General features: G+C 60.7%; 7 protein-coding genes and 2 tRNA genes. 4 read left to right on the forward strand and 5 right to left on the reverse strand.

All coding sequences use genetic code 11. From position 1 onward, the window contains the following. Positions 1-91 precede the first annotated feature (91 nt). Positions 92-214: a hypothetical protein gene (locus tag WH299_RS24090; RefSeq protein ID WP_256348291.1), complete on the forward strand. Its 123-nt coding sequence runs from the start codon at positions 92-94 to the stop codon at positions 212-214. Between the two features lie 3 nt (positions 215-217). Here WH299_RS24090 and WH299_RS24095 read toward each other — a convergent pair whose 3' ends face one another. From WH299_RS24095 to WH299_RS24115, 5 genes are all read right to left on the reverse strand, one after another. Continuing rightward, positions 218-1,153, reverse strand: coding sequence for a LysR substrate-binding domain-containing protein (locus WH299_RS24095; RefSeq protein ID WP_339551487.1), 936 nt, complete (start codon positions 1,151-1,153; stop codon positions 218-220). 83 nt (positions 1,154-1,236) lie between these two features. Next, the gene (locus WH299_RS24100; protein WP_339551489.1) at positions 1,237-3,246 is read right to left on the reverse strand and encodes a CocE/NonD family hydrolase; all 2,010 of its coding nucleotides are present in this window, start codon (positions 3,244-3,246) and stop codon (positions 1,237-1,239) included. Positions 3,247-3,273: 27 nt separating this feature from the next. Then, the gene (locus WH299_RS24105) at positions 3,274-4,857 is read right to left on the reverse strand and encodes a BCCT family transporter (RefSeq protein ID WP_068932507.1); all 1,584 of its coding nucleotides are present in this window, start codon (positions 4,855-4,857) and stop codon (positions 3,274-3,276) included. Between the two features lie 305 nt (positions 4,858-5,162). Next, positions 5,163-5,239, reverse strand: a tRNA-Asp gene (locus WH299_RS24110). A gap of 19 nt (positions 5,240-5,258) precedes the next feature. Continuing rightward, a tRNA-Val gene (locus WH299_RS24115) sits at positions 5,259-5,334 on the reverse strand. 200 nt (positions 5,335-5,534) lie between these two features. On the opposite strand from WH299_RS24115, the gene WH299_RS24120 reads away from it, so the two are divergent. From WH299_RS24120 to WH299_RS24130, 3 genes are all read left to right on the forward strand, one after another. Next, positions 5,535-6,053 (forward strand): sigma-70 family RNA polymerase sigma factor, encoded by a 519-nt coding sequence (locus tag WH299_RS24120; RefSeq protein ID WP_028615770.1) that lies wholly within the window; start codon positions 5,535-5,537, stop codon positions 6,051-6,053. A 6-nt stretch (positions 6,054-6,059) separates the two neighbouring features. Further along, on the forward strand, positions 6,060-7,031 hold the full coding sequence (locus tag WH299_RS24125; RefSeq protein ID WP_339551490.1) for a FecR family protein: 972 nt from the start codon (positions 6,060-6,062) through the stop codon (positions 7,029-7,031). 78 nt (positions 7,032-7,109) lie between these two features. Further along, positions 7,110-9,500: TonB-dependent siderophore receptor (locus WH299_RS24130; RefSeq protein ID WP_339551492.1), on the forward strand; the 2,391-nt coding region annotated here is incomplete at its 3' end.

The following is a 9,500-nucleotide window of genomic DNA, read 5'->3' on the forward strand; positions in this document are numbered from 1 at the left end:
CCGACGGCGTAAGGATTGCGTCGGGTCTATTGAGCCGTTTTCACCTCGCCTCTACCTTGAGCACCTACCCCAACACCCGTAGGAAGTCATCGTGGAAAGCTCAACCCTCGGCATGATCGTACTGACCCTGATCGCCGTGTTCGGCACCGCTTCTTTTTGCTTCGAACACCTGGCGACACGCCAGACCAAAAAGAAAAAAACCGGCCAGCACTGACGCTTATCCGGCCTGTGCTGCCTCTGCCGTTCGAGCCTGCAACCACTGACGAAAACTACGCACCGCCGCCGGCGGGTTGCGGTGGTGCGGTTGCATCAGGTGCAGGCGACCGCGACTGTGCATGCTGTGGGGCAAGGCCATTTGCAGACGGCCGGACTCCAAGTCGCTTTCCAGCAAGCGCTTCCAGCCCAAAGCGACGCCATGCCCCATCACCGCCGATTGCATCAACAGTTGATAGCTGTTGGTCCGCAAGGCATGACGCGGGGTGTAGTAGTCGGCGCCGGCATCAGTGAACCAGTCGGCCCAGGTCAACCAGTCGTGGTGGTGGTCCTCGACGATCAACAAGGTGTGAGCGTGCAGCAAGTGGTGCAGGTCGCGAATCGGGCCGTGACGCTCAAGGTAACCAGGGCTGCACACGGTGATGACCTGCTCGCTGTCGAACACCGGCGACAGTTCCAGGCCGTGGGGCGCGGCCAATTCATCCAGGTGATAGAACAGGCCCAGGTCATATTCGCTGACATCCAGGTGGCTGGGGCTTTCGCTGCACAGGATGCGGATATCCAGGTCCGGGTGGTCGTGCTGGAACTGCGGCAACAGACCGGCCAGCCAGATGGAACTGATGGTGGGCGTGCTGGCCAGGGTCAACTGGCGATCGGCACCGCGCCTGCGCAACTCGGCGGACTCGCGATCAAGCTCGCGCAACAGGCGTTGGACGGTACGGAAATAACGCACCCCAGCGGGTGTCAGGCTCAAGCCCTGGGCCAGCCGATAAAACAGTGGACGGGCCAGGTCTTCTTCGAGACGTTTGACCTGCCGGCTGACCGCACTTTGGGTCAAATTCAGTTCGTGGGCCGCCTGGGTAAAGCTCAAATGGCGGGCGGCCGCTTCGAAGGTCTGCAAGCAATTGAGGGGAGGAAGATCGACGTTTCGGCGCGACATGAGCAAGTCCATTAGCAATAACGGGCCCAGGTTACCCCAGGCCCGCAGAGATCACGTTGGCGAGCATCCTGCCAGTTGCCTGCTCAGAGTGCGACCCTGGCCACGCGTTTACTCCATTGCCGGCGGTGCTCAAGCTGGCCATTTTCCCAGGCGGTCTGCTCCGCTTCGATGTAGAACCACTCGGCGTCGGCGTGCACGCTCAAATGGCTTTCCACCTCCACGGCCCACTCGTCGCGGCCGACTCGGTAGTGCCATTCAATGTCAGCCTGCGTCGACAGCGGATCCCAGGGCAAGGTGCGGTATTGCTCGGTGCAACGTTGGTCCACCGACAGGCCATGGTCGGTAAAACGCACCGCCCCCAAATCATCTTCGATTTTCACGCAGACTTCACCACTGCCGACGTCTTCGATCAAGGTGCGTTTCGGCGCAGCGGCGCGTAGGACCTCCATCGCTACCGGCGTAGCCGACTGCGGCGCTTCGAACGGGCAGTCCACCGCCTCGCCTTTGAATATCGGCAGTTGCAGGCTTTGCAGGGTGGGTAGCAACGTCAGGGTGGTCAATTCACGGCTCGGCCACAGCAGCGGGAAACTCGCCGTGCTGAGCGCCAGACGCAAACGGTAGCCGGCGGGCAGGCGCATGCCGATGTGGTCGAGGTTTAACTGCACGTCCATGGGTTCACCGGGGACTACCGGCGTTACCTGGGAAAAATCCTCACGTAGTGTGAGATTAAGCACACCATAGCTGATCTGGGTGACTTGCCCGTCCGGCGCTATCGCATTCAGCCGGGCGACCAATTGACCACAGGAAGTGTCGCTTGCCAGGCGTAACGTGAGACGTGCATCGCCGAGCAACGCCAGCGGCTCGGTCAGCGGCTCGGAGTCGAAGCACAACGAATGGGCATCATCACGACGTTGATCCGTCGGACCATCGGGGCCAAACCAGATGGCGCAGTACTCGCCCTGGTGCAGGCCGGTGGTCAGCGGCGAACAAAGGCTGCGCGGCGCCGCCAAGGGCTGTGAGCCCGCGCTCAGGCCTTGATCGCCCAGGCTGAAATCCGTCCATTGCACCTGCGGATCCGGCCAACCCGAGGTCTGCACCCAGATCCCTGGCCGCTCGGCATAACTGCCCTTCGGCGACAGAATATCCTGTAGGTAAAAGGTGCAGGCTGCGTCATCCATTACCCCGTTATCGATGCCCTTGAGCCAGTGATCCCACCAGCGTTTGGCCTCTTGCAGGAAGCCGATGGCCGGGTTGGGCACGGCAAAATGCGGGTACTTGTGGATCCACGGGCCGATCATGGCTTTCTTCGGGCCCGGCAGATTTTCCATCAGGCGCGAAACCGTGTTGCGGTAGGCATCGCCCCAGCCGCCCACGGCATACACGGCCGCCTTGATCTTCGAATAGTCCTCGCACACCGAGCCGTGGCGCCAATAGTCATCGCGGGTCTGGTGTTGCAGCCAGGTTTCGGCCAGCAGCGGCATGGCTTCCAGGCGTTGGTGCCAGAGGTCTTTCCAGTCGTCGCCCACCAGCAAAGGATCCGGCACCGCTGCGCTGAAATTGAGCATGGTCGCGGCCCAGCCGAAATTCTCCATCAACAGGTTGCCACCCTTGTAATGGATGTCGTCGGCAAAGCGGTCATCGGTGGAGCACAAGGTGATGATTGCTTTCAACGCCTCGGGCTGGCGTGCCGCGACTTGCAGGCCGTTAAAGCCGCCCCAGGAAATCCCCATCATGCCGACATTGCCGTCGCACCAGGGTTGCCGGCACAGCCAGTCGATCACTTCGAGGGCGTCTTCCTGTTCCTGTAGCAGGTATTCATCGGCCATCAGGCCCTGGGATTCGCCGTTGCCACGCATGTCCACCCGCACACACACGTAGCCCTGCCCCGCCATCCACGGGTGAGTCAGCGCATCGCGTACGGCGGTGCCATCGCGCTTGCGGTACGGCAGGTATTCCAGGATTGCCGGGAAGGTCTGCACACCGGCGACTTCTGGCAACCAGATGCGGGCGGCCAGTTGAGTACCATCCTTCAAGGGGATCAGGCAGTGCTCGATTTCGCGCACGGTGTAAGCAAATTCAGTGACGATTTCCATCAGTAACTCCTACAGCGATTCAATCGATCAGCGGGCGAAATCCGGCACCGGGCTAGCGCCGCGCAGTTCCGTCTCGGGGGTCCGCTGAAGGCGTTTCACATCCAGCAATGCGGGATTTTTCAACCAGAAGATCAGCGAGGTACTGGCCAGCAACACCAGGATCATGCCCGGCAGACCGCCGAGGTTGGAGAGCATCTTCACCCCGTCAATGCCGACAAACGCGACCATCACCCACGATACCGAGCCGATGATCAGGCCCCAGACAATCTTCAGCAGCGGGTTGCCGTCCAGGTCAGAATCGGCCGTCACGCCTTTGCTGCACAGGTTGGCGATAACGTCGGTGCTGGAGTCCGCGGCAGTGACAAAAGAGATGAACGCCACGAACAGCAGGAACGCGATCATCACGCCGCTGGCCGGCAGTTGCTGGAACATCTGGTACAGCACGTGTTCCACGCCCTGCTCGTTCAGCACACGGTTGAGGCTGCCGTCGCCCAGCGCATCGAAGTACAGGCTGGTGCCGGAGAAGATGCAGATCCACACCGCCGTGAACAACGCCGGGTAGAGCATGTTGATATGGATGAATTCACGCACCGTGTAGCCGCGGCCGATCTTGCCGAGGAACAACGCGCTGACCGGCGCCCAGGCAAACCACACCGACCAGTAGAACACCGTCCAACTGTGCGGCCAGGTGTCGCCACTGGCGGCGCCGGTGAACAGGCTGCGGCTGAAGAAGGTGTCGAGGTACACGCCCAAGGACTCGACGCCGAGGCTGAACATGTACAGGGTCGGCCCGCACAGCAGCACAAACAGCCCCAGGGCCAGCATGATCCAGGTGTTGAACGAGGACAGCATCACAATGCCTTTCTGTAGACCGCTGGCGGCCGAGGCGACAAAGGTGATGACGATGATCGCAATGATGATGGCCAGGCGAAACGGCGTGGTTTCACCGCCGATGTACTGGGCCAGGCCGCCGGCCAGGGTCAACGCGCCGGTGCCCAGGGACGAGGCCATGCCGGCCACCAGGGCGAACATCGCCAGGGTGTCGATCAGCCCGGCATAGCGCCGGACCCGCGCTTCGCCCAGCAACGGTTCAAGCATGGCGCCGATGGAGAAATTGCTGCGACGGTTGTAGAACACCAACGCAAACACCAACGAGGGCACCAGGTAGATGGCGTAAGGCGTGATGGTCCAGTGCAGGAACATCGTCGACATGGCAAAGCTCTTCGCCGCCGAACTGCCCGCCTCGATCGGCAGGCTGGTGGGTGGGCCGTACAGGTGGTAAAGCGGTTCGGCGGTGGTCCAGAACAGCACGCCCACCGCCAGGGTGGTGCACAGCGCCACCATGAACCAGCGCCATTTGCTCAGCAGAGGCTGGGCATCTTCACCGCCGATACGCACCTTGCCCAGTGCAGAGAAGTAGACGACAGCGGTCAGCACCACCATGGCGAACGAGCCGGCACTGAACAGCCATGAGAAGTTTTTCAGGATCAGGTTGTTGAGCTGTTTGCTGACCGCAAGGAACGCATTCAGGTCGACGTAGCTGGCGATCACCGCCGCCAGCAGGATCAGGAACGTTGGCCAGAACACCAACGGACGCAGTGGATATTTCATAGAGAGCCATTCCCCTTGCAGACTATTTTTATGTTGGAGAGCGAGCCCCCGCAGCATCCTGCTGCCGGTCACTCGCCTGGAAGTCTTCGCGTGGCTATAGATAAACGTTTAAGCGTCCGACGGCGCAATCAACCAATGAGCATGGGGGTATTCCCTCACGTCATGGCGCACCCGTACAGTTCAGGACGAATAAGCAGTGCACACTGGCAGGGCATAAGAAGAAGAAATCGCAGACGAAAAAAAGCCCGCTCAATGAGCGGGCTTCTTGTGGTGACCTGGCGTTCAGTGTTCCAGGTTACCGAATATGGCGCAGCGGACGGGACTCGAACCCGCGACCCCCGGCGTGACAGGCCGGTATTCTAACCGACTGAACTACCGCTGCGCGTAACACGTAAAACGAATGGTGGGTGATGACGGGATCGAACCGCCGACATTCTGCTTGTAAGGCAGACGCTCTCCCAGCTGAGCTAATCACCCTTCGTTTCGGTGTGGGCGGCATCATACACCAAAAATCCGCAATGTCTTGATTTAAATGCAATTTATTTGAAATATTTTCTCAGGTACGACAAAACCCAGCAAAAACGGGCTTCTACGCCTTCAAACGCGAGTCTATTGCGTTTACCCGCCCCTTGGCCGCACAATTAAAAACCATTCTCAATAACACCTGAGCCACGCCTATGTCTGCAGGTGAACCGCCCTTCCAACGGGAAATTACCCAGCTCTACAGCGAGCATCATGGCTGGCTGCTCACTTGGCTAAGACGCAAGCTGGGCTGTCGACAGAATGCCGCCGACCTGGCGCAGGACACATTTGCACGCATCTTGAACGCGCGTGAATCCGTCGCCGGCATTCGCGAACCCCGCGCGTACCTGAGCACCACCGCCCGGCGCTTGCTCATTGACCAGGCGCGGCGCAAGCAGATTGAACAGGCTTACCTGCAGGAATTGGCGCTGACGGTGGACACGCTCGAAGGGTTCCAATCCCCGGAGCAAATCCACACCACCCTCGAAGCCCTCGAACAGATCGCCTTTATCCTGGAAGGCATGCACGAATACTCGCGCCAGGCCTTCGTGCTGTATTACCTCGAAGACATGACCCAGCAACAGATCGCCCGGCAGCTCAAGTTGTCGGAACGCACCGTGCGCAAGTACCTGATCCAGGCGCTTATGCATTGCAGCCACAGCATGGACACCTGATCGAGCATGTCGGACGTCGAAGAACAAGCCGCCGAATGGCTGCTGCGCCTGCACGACGGCGAATGGGACGAGGCCCAGCAGCAGGCGTTCGAGCGCTGGAAGCAACAAGGCCCGCATCACGCTGCAGCCGCCGCACGCATGGAAACCATGGTTTCGCGCATGCAGGCCCTGCGCGGTAAAAAAGCCCCTGCCCGCGCCGCATTGAATGCGGCCTTTGCTCAGCCGAAAACCCGTCGCCGCAAGCACGCCCTGCGCGCGCTGGTATTGGCGTGCAGCCTGGCGATCCCAGCAGCGGCCTTGTTGATCAGCCCCTATCCGCGGCAGTGGATGGCCGATGTACGAAATGGCCCGAGCCAATGGCAAACCCTGCAACTGGTGGACGGTTCGACACTGACGCTCAATGGCATCAGCGCAGCGAACCTGCACTTTGATAGCCAGCAGCGCCGTATCGAACTGTTGCAAGGCGAAATCCTGGTGGAAGTCGCCCACGACAGCACCCGGCCGTTTGTCGTGCAGACGCCCCAAGGCACCCTGCGTGCACTGGGCACACGGTTTGTGGTCAAGCGCGAAGGTGATGTCACGGTGCTGAGCATGCTCCACTCTCGCGTGGCGGCACAAAGCGTGGACGGCCAGCAGACACTGGAAGTCGAGGCAGGGTCGCGAGCCCTGATGCACGCGAACCAAGTGCGCCTGGCCGGCACTGTTGAGCCGAGCAGCATCAACGAAGCCTGGCGCCGCCATCAATTGGTGGTGGAGAACCAGCCCTTGCCCGACGTGCTGGACGAAATCGCCCGGCACCGCAGCGGCCGCGTGCAGTTTGATCGCGCCGCACTGCAAAGCCTGCGCGTGTCTGCCGTGATCCCCCTGGACGACAGCGACCAGGCTTTGCAATTACTCGCGCAAACGCTGCCGATCCGGGTGCAGTCCTACACTCCATGGCTGATCGTGGTTGGCCCCGAGCCAGCATCCAATAAATAATTATTCGCATTTGCTTCCGGTTTTTTCGAGGTTGCCCGTCAAGGAAGGTAATTCGACACATAAAGGACTGCCTTCACCATGCACACCCCTTCCTACCCACGCGGACGCTTTCGGCTACTGAAAAGTGCACCGCTTTCCTTGGCCCTGTTCACTGCCGGCACCTTGAGCATCGGCCTGGCCCAGGCGGACGCCGTCAGCGTCGCCGCCCAGTCCTATGACATCCCCGTCGGACCGCTGGGCAGTTCGCTCAACCGCTTCGCCCAGCAGGCCGGTGTGGCCATCGTGTTCCAGTCCCACGAACTGGAGGGCCTCAAAGGCCCGGGCTTGAAAGGCAATTACGGGATTCAGGACGGGTTTGACAGGTTGCTGGAAGGCAGCGGCTACCGCGCCGTGAAAGGCGTCCAGGGATACGCCCTGCAATCCGCCCCCATCGCCGGCAACGGCACCATGGAACTGAGCCCGACCGCCGTCACCGCCAACCAGCTGGGCAACGTCACCGAAGGCACCGGCTCCTACACGCCCGGCACCATCGCGACCTCCACACGCCTGGTGCTGACGCCCAAGGAAACCCCGCAGTCCGTGAGCGTTGTCACCCGTCAGCACATGGATGACTTCGGCCTGAACAACGTCGACGACGTGATGCGCCACACGCCCGGCATCACCGTTTCGGCCTTCGACACCGAGCGTACCAACTACTACGCCCGGGGTTTTTCCATCAATAACTTCCAATACGACGGCATCCCCTCGACCGCACGCAACGTCGCTTACTCGGCGGGCAACACGCTGAGCGACATGGCGATCTATGACCGTGTCGAAGTGCTCAAGGGCGCCACCGGCCTGCTCACAGGCGCAGGCTCACTGGGCGCGACGATCAACCTGGTGCGCAAGAAACCCACCGCAGACTTCCAGGGCCACGCGACCCTCGGCGCCGGTTCGTGGGACAACTACCGCAGCGAGCTGGATGTCAGCGGCCCCATGACCGAAAGCGGCAACGTGCGTGGCCGCGCCGTGGCGGCCTATCAGGACAAGCATTCGTTCATGGACCACTACTCGCGCAAGAGCCCGACGTACTACGGCATCATGGAGTTCGACCTGTCACCCGATACGCTGCTGACCGTAGGCGGCGATTACCAGGACACCCTGCCGAAGGGCTCATCGTGGTCGGGCAGTTTCCCGCTGATCAACTCCAAGGGCGACCGCAACAGTGTCAAGCGCTCGTTCAACAACGCCGCGGACTGGAGCAGTTGGGAGCAGTACACCCGCACCGTATTCGCCATGCTCGAACACGACCTGGGCAATGGCTGGGTCACCAAGCTGCAACTGGATCACAAGATCAACGGCTATCACGCGCTGATGGGCTCGATCCAGGGCGACCAACCGCAGCCGGATGGCACCGCGCAACTCACCTCGGGCAAGTACACCGGGGAAACCGTCAGCGATTCCGCCGACCTGTACGTCAGCGGCCCGTTCAGCCTCGGCGGTCGCGAGCATGAACTGGTGCTGGGCGGCTCGATCAGCGCCTCGGAATGGAAAGGCAAAGGCTACTGGAACCTCTCCCCCAATATCGTCGACTTCAATAACTGGCATGGCCACGCCACGATACCGGACTGGGGCAAGGCGCAATCGCTTACCGATGACACCGTGCGCCAGACCGGTGCCTACGTGACCACGCGACTGAACCTCGCCGATGACCTCAAGCTGCTGCTGGGCGGTCGCGTGGTCAATTATCAGGTCACGGGCTACAACCCCAACTACCGCGAATCCGGGCGTTTCGTCCCGTACATCGGCGCCGTCTACGACCTCAACGACACGTACGCGGTCTACGCCAGCTACACCGATATCTTCATGCCGCAGGAAAACTACAACCGCGATCGCGACAACAAGTTGCTGGAACCGGATGAAGGCCAGAACTGGGAACTGGGCGTGAAAGCCGACTTCCTCGACGGACGGCTGAACGCCAGCGCGGCGTACTTTGAAATCCGCGAGTCCAATCGCGCACTCTCCGACGACGAATACAATAACCAGACACCGATCCCGAACAACTACGCCTATAAAAGCAGCAAGGCCGTCACCAAGGGTTATGAACTGGAGATGTCCGGCGAGATTGCCCCCGGCTGGCAACTCCAGGCCGGCTACACCCACAAGGTGGTGCGCGACGACAAGGACGTGAAGATCTCCACCTTCGAACCCGAAGACCAGGTCAAGCTGTTCACCACCTACAAACTCAAGGGCAACCTGGACAAACTGACCCTCGGCGGTGGTGTGCGTTGGCAAAGCGTGGGTTGGCAGGACATCTACAACTCACCGAAGGGTGCGTATGAAGAGTTTTCCCAGGATGCTTATTGGCTGGTGGATCTGATGACCAAGTATCAGGTCAGCAAAAACCTGTCGGCGACGCTGAACGTCAACAATATCTTCGACAAGCACTACTACACCAACATCGGCTTCTATAACTCGGCCGCTTACGGT

It is taken from the genome of Pseudomonas sp. MYb541 (assembly GCF_037479595.1).
Classification (GTDB): Bacteria; Pseudomonadota; Gammaproteobacteria; order Pseudomonadales; family Pseudomonadaceae; genus Aquipseudomonas; species Aquipseudomonas canadensis.

Bases quoted from the DNA above. Each gene is read 5' to 3' on its own strand.
- WH299_RS24095 (WP_339551487.1), bottom strand. From the start codon at position 1,153: ATGTCGCGCCGAAACGTCGATCTTCCTCCCCTCAATTGCTTGCAGACC.
- WH299_RS24100 (WP_339551489.1), bottom strand. From the start codon at position 3,246: ATGGAAATCGTCACTGAATTTGCTTACACCGTGCGCGAAATCGAGCAC.
- WH299_RS24105 (WP_068932507.1), bottom strand. From the start codon at position 4,857: ATGAAATATCCACTGCGTCCGTTGGTGTTCTGGCCAACGTTCCTGATC.
- WH299_RS24120 (WP_028615770.1), top strand. From the start codon at position 5,535: ATGTCTGCAGGTGAACCGCCCTTCCAACGGGAAATTACCCAGCTCTAC.
- WH299_RS24125 (WP_339551490.1), top strand. From the start codon at position 6,060: ATGTCGGACGTCGAAGAACAAGCCGCCGAATGGCTGCTGCGCCTGCAC.